Source organism: Natrarchaeobius halalkaliphilus (genome assembly GCF_003841485.1).
GTDB lineage: Archaea > Halobacteriota > Halobacteria > Halobacteriales > Natrialbaceae > Natrarchaeobius > Natrarchaeobius halalkaliphilus.
Map to the genome: position 1 here is coordinate 401,757 of NZ_REFY01000004.1, position 15,618 is coordinate 417,374.

Annotated in this window: 17 protein-coding genes and 1 tRNA gene; 9 read left to right on the forward strand and 9 right to left on the reverse strand. The window is 61.1% G+C overall.

Features of this window, described 5'->3' with window-relative positions:
* Positions 1 to 59: 59 nt before the first annotated feature.
* The gene (locus tag EA462_RS12115; RefSeq protein WP_124178831.1) at positions 60 to 953 is read right to left on the reverse strand and encodes a hypothetical protein; all 894 of its coding nucleotides are present in this window, start codon (positions 951 to 953) and stop codon (positions 60 to 62) included.
* A gap of 246 nt (positions 954 to 1,199) precedes the next feature.
* Here EA462_RS12115 and EA462_RS12120 point away from each other — a divergent pair, with 246 nt between their 5' ends.
* Together EA462_RS12120 and EA462_RS12125 are read left to right on the forward strand one after the other, a co-directional pair.
* A complete protein-coding gene (locus tag EA462_RS12120; protein ID WP_124178832.1) occupies positions 1,200 to 2,372 on the forward strand; it encodes an MFS transporter in 1,173 nt (390 codons plus the stop codon).
* A 146-nt stretch (positions 2,373 to 2,518) separates the two neighbouring features.
* The gene (locus EA462_RS12125; protein WP_124178833.1) at positions 2,519 to 2,842 is read left to right on the forward strand and encodes a 4Fe-4S dicluster domain-containing protein; all 324 of its coding nucleotides are present in this window, start codon (positions 2,519 to 2,521) and stop codon (positions 2,840 to 2,842) included.
* Between the two features lie 34 nt (positions 2,843 to 2,876).
* Here the strand turns inward: EA462_RS12125 and EA462_RS17325 are convergent, their stop codons facing one another.
* Together EA462_RS17325 and EA462_RS12130 are read right to left on the reverse strand one after the other, a co-directional pair.
* A complete protein-coding gene (locus EA462_RS17325) occupies positions 2,877 to 3,041 on the reverse strand; it encodes a DUF6757 family protein (RefSeq protein WP_165872056.1) in 165 nt (54 codons plus the stop codon).
* A gap of 56 nt (positions 3,042 to 3,097) precedes the next feature.
* Positions 3,098 to 3,877: a PHP domain-containing protein gene (locus EA462_RS12130; protein WP_124178834.1), complete on the reverse strand. Its 780-nt coding sequence runs from the start codon at positions 3,875 to 3,877 to the stop codon at positions 3,098 to 3,100.
* A gap of 210 nt (positions 3,878 to 4,087) precedes the next feature.
* Between EA462_RS12130 and EA462_RS12135 the strand changes: the two genes are divergently transcribed.
* Entirely contained in the window at positions 4,088 to 4,375 is a 288-nt protein-coding gene (locus EA462_RS12135; protein ID WP_124178835.1) for a DUF5789 family protein, read from the forward strand.
* Positions 4,376 to 4,412: 37 nt separating this feature from the next.
* Here the strand turns inward: EA462_RS12135 and EA462_RS12140 are convergent, their stop codons facing one another.
* On the reverse strand, positions 4,413 to 5,420 hold the full coding sequence (locus EA462_RS12140) for a DUF5784 family protein (protein ID WP_124178836.1): 1,008 nt from the start codon (positions 5,418 to 5,420) through the stop codon (positions 4,413 to 4,415).
* A gap of 101 nt (positions 5,421 to 5,521) precedes the next feature.
* On the opposite strand from EA462_RS12140, the gene EA462_RS17330 reads away from it, so the two are divergent.
* The 5 genes from EA462_RS17330 to EA462_RS12160 all read left to right on the forward strand — a co-directional run bounded on the left by EA462_RS17330 (position 5,522) and on the right by EA462_RS12160 (position 9,914).
* Entirely contained in the window at positions 5,522 to 5,695 is a 174-nt protein-coding gene (locus EA462_RS17330; RefSeq protein WP_243641408.1) for a DUF5786 family protein, read from the forward strand.
* Positions 5,696 to 5,764: 69 nt separating this feature from the next.
* Positions 5,765 to 6,271: a metallophosphoesterase gene (locus EA462_RS12145; RefSeq protein ID WP_124178837.1), complete on the forward strand. Its 507-nt coding sequence runs from the start codon at positions 5,765 to 5,767 to the stop codon at positions 6,269 to 6,271.
* 61 nt (positions 6,272 to 6,332) lie between these two features.
* Positions 6,333 to 6,890, forward strand: a complete 558-nt coding sequence (locus EA462_RS12150) for a KH domain-containing protein (RefSeq protein WP_124178838.1) — start codon at positions 6,333 to 6,335, stop codon at positions 6,888 to 6,890.
* Positions 6,891 to 7,175: 285 nt separating this feature from the next.
* Positions 7,176 to 8,837 carry a thermosome subunit alpha gene (thsA, locus tag EA462_RS12155; RefSeq protein WP_124178969.1) on the forward strand — a complete coding sequence of 554 codons (1,662 nt, stop codon included), beginning with the start codon at positions 7,176 to 7,178 and terminating at the stop codon, positions 8,835 to 8,837.
* 168 nt (positions 8,838 to 9,005) lie between these two features.
* Positions 9,006 to 9,914 (forward strand): transcription initiation factor IIB, encoded by a 909-nt coding sequence (locus EA462_RS12160; protein ID WP_124178839.1) that lies wholly within the window; start codon positions 9,006 to 9,008, stop codon positions 9,912 to 9,914.
* Positions 9,915 to 9,933: 19 nt separating this feature from the next.
* Here EA462_RS12160 and EA462_RS12165 read toward each other — a convergent pair whose 3' ends face one another.
* The 5 genes from EA462_RS12165 to EA462_RS12185 form a co-directional block, all read right to left on the reverse strand.
* Positions 9,934 to 12,582 carry an ATP-binding protein gene (locus EA462_RS12165; protein WP_124178840.1) on the reverse strand — a complete coding sequence of 883 codons (2,649 nt, stop codon included), beginning with the start codon at positions 12,580 to 12,582 and terminating at the stop codon, positions 9,934 to 9,936.
* Between the two features lie 416 nt (positions 12,583 to 12,998).
* Positions 12,999 to 13,217 carry a helix-turn-helix domain-containing protein gene (locus EA462_RS12170; protein ID WP_124178841.1) on the reverse strand — a complete coding sequence of 73 codons (219 nt, stop codon included), beginning with the start codon at positions 13,215 to 13,217 and terminating at the stop codon, positions 12,999 to 13,001.
* 107 nt (positions 13,218 to 13,324) lie between these two features.
* The gene (locus EA462_RS12175; protein WP_124178842.1) at positions 13,325 to 13,957 is read right to left on the reverse strand and encodes a DUF502 domain-containing protein; all 633 of its coding nucleotides are present in this window, start codon (positions 13,955 to 13,957) and stop codon (positions 13,325 to 13,327) included.
* A gap of 186 nt (positions 13,958 to 14,143) precedes the next feature.
* A complete protein-coding gene (locus EA462_RS12180) occupies positions 14,144 to 14,926 on the reverse strand; it encodes a PHP domain-containing protein (RefSeq protein ID WP_124178843.1) in 783 nt (260 codons plus the stop codon).
* 257 nt (positions 14,927 to 15,183) lie between these two features.
* Positions 15,184 to 15,256, reverse strand: a tRNA-Pro gene (locus tag EA462_RS12185).
* Positions 15,257 to 15,338: 82 nt separating this feature from the next.
* Between EA462_RS12185 and EA462_RS12190 the strand changes: the two genes are divergently transcribed.
* Positions 15,339 to 15,596, forward strand: a complete 258-nt coding sequence (locus tag EA462_RS12190; protein WP_124178844.1) for a pro-sigmaK processing inhibitor BofA family protein — start codon at positions 15,339 to 15,341, stop codon at positions 15,594 to 15,596.
* Positions 15,597 to 15,618 lie beyond the last annotated feature (22 nt).

Here is a 15,618-nt window from a genome sequence, read left to right on the forward strand (position 1 = left end):
GGCTCGGCCGCTTTCATCCGGTCTGTCACACGTCAGTACCGGTTCAACCGCGATCCGTCTCAGGGAACTTCCTCGGGGATATCCGGCGGTGCGCCGACGACCGTCGCCGTTCGGCCGTCGATACTCGAGTCCTCGACGCCGCTCGAGATCCCCTCGAGTTCCTCGAGCGCTGTCCCGGTCAGATCTTCCTCGCGCTCGAAGACGAACACCCACGTCATTGTCTCCGCCGTCGGAAACTCGCTCGAGACGCCCCAGAGGTGAAGTTCGTCGATATCGACGTTCGCCCCGGTGGGACTCCCGTACTGACCGGAAACGGTCGTTTCGTGTGGAAGCTCCCGGAACAGGTGTGTGAACTCGGGATCGGTCTCTTCCAGCCGATCTCGTTCCCCACGGTGGGCGTCGATCCGCCGTTCGTAGTCGTTTCCGACGACGATCACGTCGGAGCCGATCGCGATGTCCTGCGGTTGACCGTCCGGGAGCGTCTGGGTGAGGAGCGCGTATCCTTCGTACTGGCCGGCCGAATCGTACTCGTCGGCGGCTTCGACCCCGTCGACGATCGACTCGCTGTCGAACGAACCGAAGAAAACGTGAGTCCCGGTCTGGATCAGATGGGCGTCGATAGCCCCGTCTGAGACTCCGAAAACGTCCGGAAACCCGCTCGCTGGATCGGCGTCCGCGGGAAATTCTTCGGTGTAGTCGAACCGGCGGTTCGCGTCCGTATCGAGCAACCACGTCCGAAACGGCGCGGCTTCGTCCCAGTTCGCTTCGATGTCGCGGTCGGTGCTGTCCCGTTCGTCCGCGCCGTTCGCGTCGGATTCAGACCCGTTCGTATCGTCCGTATTGCCGCCGTTCGTTCCGCCGTCGTCGTTTCGGTCTTCGCTGCTCGTACAGCCAGCGAGGCCGACCGCCGCGAGCGCAACGACGCCGCGACGCGAGAGTCTCGAGTGAGTCATCCGATTGGCAGGGTCCACGAACGGAGCAATAACTTCTCGTGACTGTCCGCTGTGTGAGAATTACCGCCATCGATCGGATATCTGGACCGGGGGAATTCACTCTCGGGAGCGAATTCGAACGCGTGGGGAGCCATCCGGGATCAGTACCCTCATTGGGAGGGGTCAGTCATATGTACCGTATCGATCGTTGAAACGAGTACCACAGAGATCCGTGTCGAACGATAGCGTCACAGGTGTGAGTGACTGATGCGCTGGCGGTACAGTGAGACGGTACTACTTTTGTGTACGCTCGCGTTCTTCGCGACGATGGTCGGCCGGTTGGCGATCAGCCCGGTCGTAACCCTGATAACCGACGACTTTGCGGTCTCGAACTCGGTGGTCGGGATCGCGCTGACGGGAATGTGGATGGCCTACTTCGCCTCGCAGTTTCCGAGTGGCATTCTCGCAGATCGGTTCGGTGAACGGCCCATCGTCCTCGTCGCGATCGGCGGAACCGCCCTCGCGAGCGTGTTCCTCGCGTTGACGCCGTTTTTCACGCTCTTCGTGATGGGAACGATCGCGCTCGGAGCCGTCGCGGGGTTGCACTACAGCGTCGCGACCACGCTGTTGACCCGAACTTACGACGAGATCGGCGCTGCGATCGGGGTCCACAACGTCGGCGCTCCAGCTGCCGGGCTCGTTGCTCCGCCGATCGCGGCCTGGATCGGCGTTCGATACGGCTGGCGGCCCGCAGTCGCCGCCGCAGGAGTCATTGCGCTCCCGGTTTTCGTGCTCTTTGCGTGGCGGATTCGCCCCGTCGAACCACGGCGGCCCTCACAGCCCATGCGCGAGCGCTTCGAACTCGAGGCGATCGTCGAACTCATTAGTCGACCCGAAATCGTCTTTCCGATCTGTATCTCCGTCGTCGGTGCGTTCGCCTGGCAGGCGACCGCATCGTTTTTACCCGCGTTTCTCGTCGAGCATCGGAATCAGTCGACCGAATTCGCCGGCGTGGTCTTTGCGGGATACTTCGTCGTCCAAGCGGTCACGCAGGTCGGTGTCGGGGCAGCCTCCGACCGATACGGCCGGTACGTCTCGACTGCTGGATGTATGGCGCTCGCTGCCGCTGGATTCGTCTTGCTGGTCGCCGTTCCCGGATTCCTCGCCATCGCCGTCGCGATACTGCTCGTCGGGACGGGGCTCGGCTGGGGTGCCGCGTTGCTCCCGCGGTTCATGGACGTGCTCGGTGACGCAGAACGCGGGGCTGGCTTCGGCCTCGTTCGTTCCGTCTACGGGTTTATCGGTGCGCTCGGCTCGGTCGTCACCGGAACGCTTGCGGACCTGTTCGGGTGGGACGTCGCGTTTACCGTCCTGGCGGGACTGCTCGCGCTCGTCTGTTGTGCCATCGCTGTCAACGTGGTTCTCTCGCTGGACTACTAATGTGGATTGCCGTGAGCATAGCTGCGTACAAAATACACGCGCCCGTTCGGAACCCGCACTTGCTTTGCCGGTGCGGAACCCGGCGCACTCGAGGAACGTGTCTGTCCGTACTTTTAAGTGAGCGTCTCGCGTCTAATCTGTTAGCAATGGCCATAGATCCGCAGTTTCACGAGAACCGAGAGCAAGTCGACGAACACAACGGCCACGCGGTCTGGGGCCCCGTCGACGAACCCGAAGAGCTGGGCATTCACGGTACGCACGTCGCCGTCGATTTCGATCTCTGCATTGCCGACGGTGCCTGTCTCGAGGACTGTCCGGTAGACGTCTTCGAGTGGGTCGACACCCCCGGCCATCCAGAAAGCGAGGAGAAGGCCGATCCGACCAAAGAGGCCCAGTGTATCGATTGCATGCTCTGTGTGGACGTCTGTCCCGTCGACGCGATCGATGTCGACGCCGGGCGAACGGCGTAGTGGAGAGCGAAACGAAAAGAGCAGCTCAGAAGACTCACTCGGCTCGGTCGACGTCGACTTTCTCTTTGAGCGTCTCGAGACCGTCGGTTTCAGCGAGTTCCTGCAACCGCTCCCGGAAGTGCTCCTCGCAGAGGCCGACCTGTAACCCGTCGGATTCCGCGGCGAATGCAGCCTCGCGGTCGCAGTAGTGGCAGTTCATGGACGCGGGTAGGAACCGCGATGCATTGAACCCTCCGCTCTCGGTCGAGTGCGTTTCTAGTGGTCCGTTAGCTCCAGGCGATCGTACTGCGATTTCGACAGGCCGGCGACTCCGAGTCTATCGCCGTGCGCGTCCGTCCCGCCCGTCGCGAGGAGGTCGTACCGGTCGATCGTCCGTTCGACGAGTCTTCGGTCGACGTCTCGGTCGTACGGATACCATCGCTCGACGGCGTCCAGTTCGGACGCGAGCCCGAGCGCCCGCTCCGGATCGCGATAGCGTAACGGGTGGGCGAGCGAGACGATATCGGCTGCTGCTGTGAGTACCGCCCGCCCCCGCTCGAACGATGGGACCGCTCGCGGAACGAAACAGGGGCAGTCGGCACCGATGAGATCGTCGAACGCCTCCCGATAATTTTCCACGAGTTCGGGATGATCGTCGACCGCGCGGGCGATGTGTGGCCGACCGAACCCGCCGGTAACGGTCACGCCGAGATCGACGCCGGTTTCGTCCTCGACGCAGTCGACGATTTCCTGGCCGCGTTCGATACGGTTCGTCTGGATGCGATCGGTCATGGCGACGAGTTCGTCGGTGGGGTCGATGCCGTATCCGAGCAGATCGACTCGCAGACCGGTGTCGCATTCGACGCGGAGTTCGATCCCGTGGACGATCGTGATACCGTCGCGGACGATTCTCGGTTTGTCGAACGGCTGGACTCGATCGTGATCGGTTATCGCGACGACTGAGACTCCGGCGCGACGAGCGACGTCCGGAACCGCCGCCAGCTCGAGACATCCGTCCGAACGGGTCGTGTGGACGTGAAGATCCGCGTAGGGCACAGCGTACTCGAGCGGCCGGGATGGTAAAAGCCGTTCGCCGGTGCGGACGGGACGCCGTCGACACCGATGCCGACGGTCGTCCGGATCTGTTTAATGTGCCCTTCGTTGACGATCCATTCTATGACATACTAGGTCACAAAGGTGTAGGGATAGACTAGAGAACGTTTATGGACAATATTTATAATTATTGATCACGCATATGGTGGCGTAATGCTGCGAAACCGCACCGGCGAGGCCATCGACGACCACGAGTATCCCGCGACGACCGACGAACTGATCGAGGAGTACGGCGATCACGTTCTCGAGCTCCCGAACGGTAGCGAATCGGTCAACGACGTACTCGCCCGCCTCGAGAGCGAGACGTTCGAAGACTCCCACGAGGCGCGTCTTGCTATCTACTCGGCGGTGAGCCGGAAAGCGATCGGCCGTGTCGGCTACAGCGACCGCGATCCCACACCGGTCGGAAGCCCGTACGCGCCGGACGCGGTCTCGTTCTAGCTCGCGTCGGGATCGAAGCGGGTTTTCACGTGTTCGCTCAGTTCAGAAAACCGATCGCGTCCTCGAGTTCGATCGGTACCGATCCCTTCCGATACCCCTCGACGTGGCCGTCCGGACGGGCGCGATAGACGACCGCAGGACGGTGACGAACGTCCGGTTGCTCGCCGCGAACGGCGTTCCAGACATCGTCACGGAAACTCGAGCAGTCGACGAAGAGAACGGCTCCGCCGCCGTGCTCAGCGAGTTGGCCGTTAACTTTGGTTTCGGCGGTGTCGCGAACGGCTGCAACGGGTCCCGCCGCGGCGCGGTTTTTCGGCGGCTGCGGTCGCGTTACCTCGACGAGGATGTTCGTCGCCGAGTCTTCGGCTCGGTAATCCAGCGAGTGACCGGTCGTCACCTCGATTTCGGGTGTGATCTCGTAGTCAGCGTCGGTTAGGATCTTCGCGGCGATGAACTCGCCCATCGCGGCGCTCATGCGGACCCGATCGACGTGGTTACTGGTGCCGAGTTTGCCCGACATGACGTGCCGGTACTCGTCGAGTACGCCCGTCGCGAAAAACTCCTCGAAAAAGCGCGTCGCCTCGCGACGGCCGGCGTCGGGAAAGCCCGCCGCGTGCTCGCGGAAGAACGCACGCGTCGACTCGCGACCGTCTTTCGACATGAACACCGGCAGGAAATACCACGAAATGTGCGGATAATCTTCGAGCCAGCGATCTTCCTCGTGGAGCGTCGCCAGCAGTTCGCGCTGTGCCCATCGAGAGACGTGGTACGGAACGTCGGTCCAGGCGAATTTGTTCGTCTTCCACAGCGAGGAAGGGGTTTCGGTATTCCCCATCCAGTAGGCCTCCTCGTCGTTGCGAGCGAAGAGGGCGATATCGCCGTTTTTCATCTCGAAGCGGTGCGTTTCCCAGTCTGTGCCGATGTCGAACCACGGCGCGATCGTGCGGGCTCCGATGTTCGACCGAAGCGGCTGAAGGATTTCCTGTCGGACTCGTTGCTCGCTCCAGGTCGCAGGCGAGTAACGAAAGCGAAGCGGCCGTGCCACGGTATCAGTACGTTCCAGCCCGACATACGTCTTACGAGACAGCGGATGTGAGGAACCGTTACATTGATATACGCTACCGCCATACACTGTGTATAGTTACCATGTCAATGGGTGCCTATGACGAAGACGAACACGAGCGCCGCGAACAGCAGGCCTCGAGAGTCGATGCGGATTTCGACGACGAGCGGACGATATATCACGGACAGGTCGAGTACGACTCCGGCGACTCTGCAGAAGCGCTTTTGAGTAAGTTCGAGGAGATCAAGTCGAATTAGAGCAGCGAACGTCAGAGCAGGAACGACGAACGCCCGAACGAATTAGTGCTCGCCCGCACGATGTGGCGTATGAACATCGGTATCGTCTCCGATACGCACGACAACGTGACGGCGACCGAACGAGTGACCGAGATATTCGCGGCGGAGGGCGTCGAGATCGTCCTTCACTGTGGGGACTTCGTCGCCCCGCTGATCCCACCGTACTTCGAGGGAGTCGAACTCCACGGCGTACTCGGGAACAACGACGGAGACGTGGCCAACCTGGGATCCGCTTTCGACGCCCTTTCCGGCGAAAGCGAACTCCACGGCCGATTCGCGAGCCTCGAGTTCGACGGGCTCTCGTTTGCGGTCCTTCACGGCGAGTCGAAAGCGGAAGTCGAAGCCGTCGCCACCGCTGGAATGTACGATTTCGTCTGTTACGGTCACCACCACGAACGGGAGCTAACCGAGGTCGGTCGAACGACGGTTCTCAACCCCGGGGCACACTTCCCGACGGTTGCCGACGCCGATCGAACGGTTGCGATCCTGGATACGCGCTCGGAGACGGTTCGGTTTCGCTCCGTTCTCGAGGAGTGAGCACGACCCACGGAGACCGCCGGACAAAGGTATTAACGTCACCGAGCGAGTAGCGTGGCGTATGCAGCACGTGAAGATTCCGCAGGACCGAATCGGTGTTCTCATCGGAGAGGGTGGTGAGACGATGCGCGAGATCGAGGCGGAAGCCGAGGTTCGACTGGACATCGACTCCGAGAACGGCTCCGTCGCCGTCGAAACCGTCGGAGATCCCGTTCTCGGCCTCAAAGGTCCGGAGGTCGTTCGGGCGATCGGACGCGGGTTCCCACCCGAGGACGCGCTTCGGCTGCTCGAAGGCGAGATGATGCTGTTCGACGTCGTCGATATCGACGCTGCCTCCCGGAACAAAAACGATATGAAGCGCCAGAAAGGACGACTCATCGGTGAGAACGGACGAACCCGCGAGCTAATGGAGGAGCTCTCGGGTGCCTCGGTCGTCATCTACGGCTCGACGCTCGGTATCATCGGCTCGCCCGAGCAAGTCGACGCCGCTCGCACCGCATCCGAGATGCTCCTCGATGGTGCCCCTCACGGTGCCGTCTACTCGTTCCTCGAGGACCGACACAACGAAATGAAACACAAGGGAATGGAGTACCACCGGTTCCCCGGCGGGAAGTCCTGAAAAGCGGGCCACCAAACACGGTTATCCCGTGCCACATCAGCCGGATGGACAGCGAAGCGTGCGGTCGTCCACAACTACTGTTGGGAGTCGTCCATATCCTGCGTTCAACGTTCTTGGCATCCTCCTCGAGCGGCCATCTATTCGGTCTCAGTAGCCACCGATCAGGGGTTCGTGCCTCGAGTTGAGTATCGACCCCCACCCACGTCTTGCGGTTTTGGATGGTTGACACCGGAACACTTATATAGAATAGCAATCAATCTTTCCCTGACTATGGCACAACAGCAGATGGGCAATCAGCCCCTCATCGTTCTTTCGGACGACAGCCAGCGGACATCGGGAAAAGACGCACAGTCGATGAACGTACAGGCCGGAAAGGCCGTCGCTGAATCGGTTCGAACGACGCTCGGACCGAAGGGGATGGACAAGATGCTCGTCGACTCGACGGGGAACGTCATCGTCACGAACGACGGCGTGACGCTCCTCTCGGAGATGGAAATCGATCACCCGGCCGCCGACATGATCGTCGAAGTCGCAGAAACCCAGGAGGACGAAGTCGGTGACGGGACCACGAGCGCCGTCGTGGTCGCCGGCGAACTGTTGAGCCAGGCCGAGGACCTCCTTGAGCAAGATATCCACGCGACCACACTCGCACAGGGATACCGTCAGGCGGCCGAGGAGGCCACCGAAGTCCTCGAAGACATCGCTATCGAGGTCGACGATGACGACGAAGAGGTCCTCCACCAGATCGCCGCGACGGCGATGACCGGCAAAGGCGCAGAGAGCGCTCGCGATCTGCTCGCAGATCTCGTCGTCACCGCCGTCCAGTCGGTTGCCGACGAAGACAGCATCGACACGGACAACATCAAAGTCGAGAAGGTCGTCGGCGGCTCCATCGAGAACTCCGAGCTCGTCGAAGGCGTCATCGTCGACAAAGAGCGCGTCTCGGAGAACATGCCGTACTTCGCTGAGGACGCAACCGTCGCGATCATCGACGGCGATCTCGAGATCAAAGAAACCGAGATCGACGCCGAAGTCAACGTTACCGATCCAGACCAGCTCGAACAGTTCTTAGAGCAAGAAGAGGCCCAGCTCCGCGAGATGGCCGAAGCGATCGCCGACGTCGGTGCTGACGTCGTCTTCGTCGATGGCGGTATCGACGACATGGCCCAGCACTATCTCGCCCAGGAAGGTATCATCGCCGTCCGACGCGTCAAATCCAGCGACCAATCTCAACTCGCCCGTGCGACCGGTGCTCGACCGGTCTCGACGGTCGACGATCTCACCGAGGGTCACCTCGGCTTCGCCGGTAGCGTCGCACAGAAGGACATCGCGGGCGACCAGCGCATCTTCGTCGAGGACGTCGACGACGCGAAAGCCGTTACGCTCATCCTCCGCGGCGGCACCGAACACGTCATCGACGAAGTCGATCGCGCCATCGAGGACTCCCTGGGCGTCGTTCGAACGACAGTCGAAGACGGAAAGGTCCTTGCAGGCGGCGGCGCACCCGAAGTCGAGCTCTCGCTCGCCCTTCGTGACTACGCCGACTCCGTCGGCGGCCGAGAACAACTCGCCGTCGAAGCCTTCGCGGACGCGCTCGAAGTTATTCCGCGAACGCTCGCTGAGAACGCAGGACTCGACCCCATCGACTCGCTCGTCGAACTTCGCGCGGACCACGACGGTGGCAACGAAGCCGCCGGCCTCGACGCGTTTACGGGCGACACGATCGATATGGCCGAGGAGGGCGTCTACGAACCTCTCCGCGTGAAGACCCAGGCGATCGAATCCGCGACCGAGGCGGCCGTCATGCTGCTTCGTATCGACGACGTCATCGCTGCCGGTGACCTCGCGGTTGCCGACGACGACGATGGCGAGGATATGCCGCCAGGCGGCGGTGGCATGGGCGGCGGTATGGGCGGCATGGGCGGCGGTATGGGCGGCATGATGTAAGCCGGATTCCTCCCCTTCCGTCGGTCGCGACCATCGAACACCGACGCGATAGTCCGACCGTTTTTATTCTACCGACTCACACTACCAGTCGACACTCTATTTAATACTTTACCAGAATGGTTTAAATATAATAACGAAATTAGTGATTGTAGAAGGTAATAACCAGTAGTGAAGAGCAGTACACTCACGATCTGTTCGGAGTGTGGCGGTCGGCTACGAGAAACGGGGACCGAAACCGTCTGCGAAGACTGCGGTCTCGTTTCCGGGGAAGACGCCCTCGATCGCGGGCCGGAATGGCGCTCGTTCGAGGACAGCGAGACCGATCGACGGCGAACTGGAGCACCACTCACTCGGTCGAGGCACGACCGAGGCCTGTCGACGGAGATCGGCTACCGCTCCGGATCGGATTCGTATCGGTCACGGCTGACCGGCCGAAAACGACGACAGATCGCACGCCTCCGACGCGAACACAACCGCGCGCGCATCTCCTCGAAAGCCGAGCGAAATCAGATCTACGGATTCGCTGAAATCAGACGAATGTACGCGTTGCTCTCGCTTCCCGACGTCGTTCGAGAGCAATCGTGTGCGCTGTTCAAATCCGCACAGTCGGAGGGGCTATTTCAGGGGCGATCTCTCGAGGGATTCGCAGCGGCATCGGTCTATGCGACCTGTCGAACGCGCTCGATCGCCCGTACGATCGACGAAATCGAAGACGTAGCCCGTGCCGACGAAGGCGAACTCAAAGTCGCCTACGATGCACTGAATCGCGAACTCGGGCTTCCGACGGGACCGATCGACCCCGCACAGTATCTCGCTCGCTACGCATCGAAACTCGATCTCGAGCGAGCCGTCGAGCGCCGGGCTCGCGACCACGTGGCCACGTTAGACGGCCGTGGACTGATCGGCGGTCGAAACCCGAGCGGCGTCGCTGCCGCGTGTCTCTACGCGGCCGCTCGAGAACGCAACGAGTGGACGTCGGTGACGCAAGCGGAGGTCGCTGACGTGGCAAACGTTTCTCCGGTAACCATTCGGTCGACGGTCACCGACGTCCGCGACTTTCGATCGCCGGAGAGATGAGAGCCCGGTCCGGATTCGATCACGTCGTTCGAAGGGAATCGGTGCTCGGCTCGTACACCTCGCCTTTCTGTTTGAGTTTCTCGATTTCGTGCTCCGCTTTCGACTGGTCCATGCCGACCTCCTGTGCACGCTCGAGGACGATATCGACCGGTGCACCTTCGTCGTACTCGGATTCGATCTCGCTGATCAGTCCTTTGAGGTTCTTGATCCGATCGCGCTGGGATTTGGAGGTCCCCGCCTCGACGATGTCCGCATCGAACTCGCCCGTTTCCGGATCGACGCCGATATCCTGGAGACACGACCGGACGATCTCGATGACTCGTTCTGCGTCCTCCTGCTCGACGGTATCGGAGAGTCGAATGCGAGCGCTTGCTTCCGAGAGCCGAACCAGCGCCTCGAGTTTTCGGGCGGTGACGGGGATCGGTGCGTCCTCGTCCGTCCCCTTCGAACGGAGGTCGACGTAGAAATCGCGGATCGTCTCCCGAGCCGCTTCGGTCATCCGCGGGTGACAGTTCTGTTTTGCGAACGCGATATACTTGCGGAGGAGTTCGGCGTCGATGTCCGGATCGACCGTCTCGGTCATTTCGTCGATTTCGTCCTGGCTCACGTCGAGCGAGGTCATCTGATCGCGCTGCGTGGTCAACTCGCCCGCGTAGTTGGTCGTAAGGATGTGCTCAGCGAGGTTCCTGTCCTTTTCCTCGTCGGGCTGGTCGGTGACCGTAAAGATCAGGTCGAACCGGGAGATGAGCGCCGGCTCGAGATCGATCTGCTCGCTCATCGGCTCGTAATGGTCGAAACGCCCGTACTTGGGGTTTGCCGCACCGAGGAGAGAACATCGGGATTTGAGCGTTGCATTAATACCGGCCTTGCTGACCGAAATCTGCTGTTGCTCGAGCGCCTCGTGCATCGCGGATCGGTCCTCCGAGCGCATTTTATCCAGTTCGTCAACCGCCGCGATCCCCTGATCAGCGAGCACGAGCGCGCCAGCCTCGAGGGTCCACTGCTGTCCGTCACCGAAATCGTCGCGAACGGCAGCAGCAGTCAGCCCTGCGCTGGAGCTCCCTTTCCCCGACGTGTAGACGGAACGGGGCGCAATGTTCCGGATGTAACTGAGCATCTGGGAGTTGTGGGACACGATCCCGTTCGAGACGTAGTTGTGGGTTCGTTCGATCTCGAGGTCGTACACCCAGTCGTCGTCGGGTTCGAACGGTTCGATCGAGACGATCCGATCGGTTTCGGCAGGGAACCGTCCACCCGAAACACCGCCGTCGGCACGAGCGCCGTCCGCGTTCCCGATCGACCGCGCGAGGGGATCCGTCGCGGTTTCCACCGCGGCGACGTGATCGCCGGGCGAGAGCGCATCGGCGCGAACGGGGCGAAACGCATCCGGAGCCGACACGAACAGCGGATGCGACGGCGTCACTTCGAGCGATCGACCGCTCGCGGTCCGAATTCGGTACATCCGCTCCGGCGCCCGTCGTTTCCAGACTTTCGTCGCCCGCTGTGGCGCGATCGTCCCGTCCTCTTGCAGCGACGGTACCTCGAGATCGATCTCGTCCCACCAGCCGTCGTCGATCGGATTCGGATCCACGAGATTCGACTCGACGATCTCTCGAATCGGGACGGTTCGTCCGTCCGCGAGAGACACCAGGGTGTCCCCGCGGACACACTTACCCGTACCCGGATCACCGATGAGCAACATGTGCAGATCGCCGCGAATCCTCGAGCCGTCGGGAAGCTGCTTGGTGACGCCCGAAAAGAGCTGAAGGATCATCGCGAGCTTCTCCTGTTCGTAGCCGTAGATCGAGGGGGCGATCGATCCGACCATCCGCTCGTAGACGCTCTCCTGGTTGGAAATCTCGTAGATCTGTTTTTTGTCCTCGTCGGTGATGTCCATGTCCTCGAACTGCTCTTCTTCGACCTGGACCGATACCCCCTCCATGTAAAAGTCGAAGACGGGTGACTTCTCGCCTTGGCTTTCCTGTTGCTCGAGTCGAAGCACGCCGGTCGCGGCGACGTTATCTCCGGGAGTGACCTCGCCGGTGATGTCGTCTTCGATATGAATGTCGAGCGACTGCGGCGTCTCCCCACCACGTAGGCCTTCGGGACTCTCCTGAATTCGAAGCTTCTGGGAATCGACGAACTCGGACTGGTCGAAGTTCACGCGAAACGGCCCCTGTCGTTCACAGCCCTGGCACTCGTGGGGCTCCTGGAAGTTACCGCTCGACTGGGGGACTCGAGAGAGAGTGCCACAGAGCTGGCATTCGAACGCAGCCTCCTCGATTTTGGGCCGGACATCGGTCGCCTTCCGAACGATTCCCCGGACCTGGACCAGCGAGTTCATCTCCCGCGCTCGAATCTCCCTGATCTCGGGGGACTCGGTCTCGGGGAGGTTTCGAATCCGGACGTGGGCCTGCCCGAGGCTGACGTCGATCGGGAGGTCGTACAACCGGAGCGCTTCCTCGGCGTAGCGCTGGAGCTGTTCGGGCTGGTTCAGGTAATCATCAGCCAGATCCGGATCGAACCGATAGAGGTCCTGCCAGTCGATCGCGAGCGATCGCTGTTCGTTCGGATATCGCTGCGCAAGCTGTTTGATATCGCTGTCGTAGTAGTTGCGGAAGAACTGCTCGAACGCGTCGACAAGCTCAGAATTTCCCGCTTGCGCCATTGGAATGGTGTACGGCTCTCATCAGGTATAAATGATGGCAAAGCGCTGCGAAACTGTTCGTCCCTATCTCGAGAGCCGATCGCGCGGTGCGTGGACGGACGGTCGCTACGGGCTGTCCTCGAGGAGTCGATTCGGTCTCAGATCGAGAGCGCTCGAGGACGGCTCCTCGCAGTGAGTTTCGAGAGCCAGTCGTCGACGGTGTAACGCAACCCTCACCGCCGGGACGAGCGTCCGAAAACGGAACGACGCCACGGAGGTTCGGACCGCTGCCGTGCGGTTCGGCGGACGGTTCTTGGTATCGTGGTTCCTCGGACAGTGCGAGTGCCACCATCGGAACGCGAACCCGTTCGCACGGGTCGTTCGAGTCCGCTCGATGGCTCCGGAAGAGTAATTCGAGCGCCGGCCGGAGCGTGGCGTTATCGGCAGTGATAGCCACGCTCCGTCCGCCGGACGAGACCTTTCGCGACGAGCGATCGGAGTATCGGCAAGAGCGTGAGCTTCGAGAGACCGAACCGGTTCTGGAGCTCCGTCGTCGTTGCTTCACCCGCGGAAACGAGCGCGAGGTAGACGAGTTTGGCCCGCGGTGACTGGAGATCGTTCGGCACCGTGACCGACCGGGTGTTGGTGGGCATCATTGGCCACAGAGGACACCAACGAGACGACATATAAATTATCGACGAGAGGTGTGTACAGGGCACAAAGAAAGCTGATTGTGAGGCCAACGTTCGGCAACGGACGGCGTTCAGGGGTCGATATCGTCAGCAGCGACGCCGAGGGTCGCGATCGATCGAACCGCCTCCTCGACGGTGATATCGATGTCGTAGACGTTCTCGCTCGAGATGTGCATCACGAACCCGTTGGTCGTCGGGTTGGGGCCGAGTGGGACCATGATGGTCACCATGTCCCCACAGCCGGTGTTCGCTTCGATTTTCGGGGGCGTATCGGCCGTCAAAAAGCCGAGCATGTACGCGTTCTCGTGTGGAAACTCGACGAGTTTTACCTCCTGAAACTGATCAGTGTCGTCGTCCACCAACAGGTTCGCAGCACGACGAACGCTCTCGTAAATGGTGCGCACGCCGGGGATCGTCTCCATCGTCCGGTGGACGCGCTTTGAAAGGTAGCGTCCGGGCGTGTACTCTGCGACCAGTCCGACCAAAACGAAAAAGGCCACGATCGACAGCAGTGACGCCAGTTGCACGACGATCCGCGGCGGCTCGTTCGGCCACGCATAGATCAGCCCCTCGATGACCGGGGAAAGAACACCGAGGACGAAATCGATCACTACGAGAAGCACGAGAACCGTGACGACGAGCGGAATCGTGATCGCGACACCGTTGACGAACCACCGTTTCAGCCGTTTTCGAACCGTTCCCATGTGCGATACGTACGCTGTCGAGTCCGAACTGAAAATCGCTCCGGCCGACAGAGTGATCCCGGCTCGAGTTTTCACGGCGTCACGCTCGTCTCGCGTGCCAGGACTAACCACGGCGTCGGCGTCCTCGAACGATAGATCTCAAACAGCGGAGTAGCCTCGGGAACCGCTGAATTCTTCCGTCCGCACCTACTCGCAACTCAGAACGGACTCGGTGCCGACGAATTGCAGATCCATCTTCTCAGCGAAAGAGGACAGGAGTTGAGTCCGCCTTCGCACCTGGTCCGGGGCGTGTGCGTCGGTTCCAGCCACGAGTGGAACGTCGTAGTCACCGAAAATAGACAGGAAATCCGGATGCGGATGAACGGTCGCGTACGGCCTGTCGAGGCGACCCGCGTTGATCTCGAGTACGGTGTCCGAATCGACGAGTGCCTCGGCGATGCGACGGTAATCTCCGTCGTTCATCACCCCCCGGAGCGAGGGGCGACGCTGAGTGACGTCGACGTGAGCGATACTGTCGAACAGGTCCGACTCGATCAGTCGGACCTGCCAGTCGACGTACGTTTCGATCGCGGTCCGTTTGGCCGTCTCGGACCGATCGACGAAGTCCTCGTTTTCCATCACGTAATACTCATCCGCGTAGTGAACGCTCCCGATAGCGTAGTCGAAAGCGGCTTCGTCCAGAAAGGACCGAATCTCGGATTCGCGATTCGGGTCGTAGTTCAACTCCACGGCGTCGTAGATCTCGACGTCCGTGGTGGCACGAACCTCGTCGATATCGCTCCTTCTTTCCGCGTAGGTTTCCTCGAGGTCGTACATCCGTCGTCGACCGAACGGATCTTCGTACGGAAGGCAGTGATCGGTGAAACCGATCCCTGATAAACCGGCTTCCGCCGCTGCATCGGCCATCTCGCGCATGTCGTATCCGTCGGAATAGGTCGTGTGCGTGTGGAGGTCGTGCTCGATCACCATGGCTCGGCCTCGAGTAAGTACCCTAATCAAGACTCGCGTCTCGGTATAATCTGCCCGTGCATAGGTGCTCGAGCGGCGACGGGGCAGATCCGAAAATCGGATTCGTCGGTTCACGGAGTCGGTCGCGAGAAAACGGATGGAATCGTCCGGAGATGTTCCACGCCGAAACGTGCTCACTTCGTTGTGCGCGCCTCGTCTGATTCAAATCCGTGCCAGTTCGATCGCTACCGCTCACGAATTAGTTCGCGACAGCAATATGGGATCGCCCGGATTTGAACCGGGGTCACGGGCACCCAAGGCCCGAAGTATACCAAGCTAACCCACGATCCCGTACTCAATCGTTTCGAGTGCAACCCATAAAGGGTTTCGTTTCGCCCGAACGGTTTTGCGTCTCGGGTAGGTAGCCTCGAGTATGGTCACGGGGTTCGAAATCCTGCTGTTAGTCATCGTACTCGCCGCCGTGTTGGGCGCGTCGACGCTCGTCGAGACGGTACGGCCGTTCATCGTCAACGCGGTCGTCGGGCTGCTCGTGTTGTTCGTCGCCCAGTCGGTGTTCGGCTTTTCGGTCGCGGTTACCCCCGTTGCGATCGCGATCGTGGCGATCGGTGGCGTACCCGGCTCACTGCTGGTGATCCTGCTCTCGGCGTTCGGTATCGCGTTCGTTCCGTAGCTCGAGTCTGGCCGGGAAACCG

Bases quoted from the DNA above. Each gene is read 5' to 3' on its own strand.
- EA462_RS12115 (WP_124178831.1), bottom strand. From the start codon at position 953: ATGACTCACTCGAGACTCTCGCGTCGCGGCGTCGTTGCGCTCGCGGCG.
- EA462_RS12120 (WP_124178832.1), top strand. From the start codon at position 1,200: ATGCGCTGGCGGTACAGTGAGACGGTACTACTTTTGTGTACGCTCGCG.
- EA462_RS12125 (WP_124178833.1), top strand. From the start codon at position 2,519: ATGGCCATAGATCCGCAGTTTCACGAGAACCGAGAGCAAGTCGACGAA.
- EA462_RS17325 (WP_165872056.1), bottom strand. From the start codon at position 3,041: ATGAACTGCCACTACTGCGACCGCGAGGCTGCATTCGCCGCGGAATCC.
- EA462_RS12135 (WP_124178835.1), top strand. From the start codon at position 4,088: ATGCTGCGAAACCGCACCGGCGAGGCCATCGACGACCACGAGTATCCC.
- EA462_RS17330 (WP_243641408.1), top strand. From the start codon at position 5,522: ATGTCAATGGGTGCCTATGACGAAGACGAACACGAGCGCCGCGAACAG.
- EA462_RS12145 (WP_124178837.1), top strand. From the start codon at position 5,765: ATGAACATCGGTATCGTCTCCGATACGCACGACAACGTGACGGCGACC.
- EA462_RS12150 (WP_124178838.1), top strand. From the start codon at position 6,333: ATGCAGCACGTGAAGATTCCGCAGGACCGAATCGGTGTTCTCATCGGA.
- thsA (WP_124178969.1), top strand. From the start codon at position 7,176: ATGGGCAATCAGCCCCTCATCGTTCTTTCGGACGACAGCCAGCGGACA.
- EA462_RS12165 (WP_124178840.1), bottom strand. From the start codon at position 12,582: ATGGCGCAAGCGGGAAATTCTGAGCTTGTCGACGCGTTCGAGCAGTTC.
- EA462_RS12170 (WP_124178841.1), bottom strand. From the start codon at position 13,217: ATGATGCCCACCAACACCCGGTCGGTCACGGTGCCGAACGATCTCCAG.
- EA462_RS12175 (WP_124178842.1), bottom strand. From the start codon at position 13,957: ATGGGAACGGTTCGAAAACGGCTGAAACGGTGGTTCGTCAACGGTGTC.
- EA462_RS12180 (WP_124178843.1), bottom strand. From the start codon at position 14,926: ATGGTGATCGAGCACGACCTCCACACGCACACGACCTATTCCGACGGA.
- EA462_RS12190 (WP_124178844.1), top strand. From the start codon at position 15,339: ATGGTCACGGGGTTCGAAATCCTGCTGTTAGTCATCGTACTCGCCGCC.